The sequence below is a fragment of the Alkalicoccobacillus porphyridii genome, assembly GCF_007293315.1.
Lineage (GTDB): Bacteria > Bacillota > Bacilli > Bacillales > Bacillaceae_D > Alkalicoccobacillus > Alkalicoccobacillus porphyridii.
The window spans coordinates 1-284 of sequence record NZ_VLXZ01000159.1; the positions used below are offsets into that span (position 1 = coordinate 1).

General features: G+C 50.4%; 1 protein-coding gene. It reads left to right on the forward strand.

Annotated elements, in window-relative coordinates; translation table 11 throughout:
* Window positions 1-284: DUF554 family protein (locus FN960_RS23885; RefSeq protein WP_143850799.1), on the forward strand; the 284-nt coding region annotated here is incomplete at both ends.

The window sequence follows — 284 nt, forward strand, 5'->3', positions numbered from 1 at the left end:
CTGGCATCGCTGGGGATTGGTATTTTACTGGTGGTGAAATGCGCCAACCTTCCGGCGATGGTTTTAACAACCTTACTCGGGGCATTAATCGGCGAAATTTGTCTGCTGGAAAAAGGCGTCAATACCGCGGTCACCAAAGCACAAAATCTGTTTCGCCACTCACGTAAGAAGCCAGCGCATGAATCTTTTATTCAGAATTATGTCGCGATTATTGTCCTGTTTTGCGCCAGCGGCACCGGGATCTTCGGGGCGATGAACGAAGGGATGACCGGCGATCCGAGTAT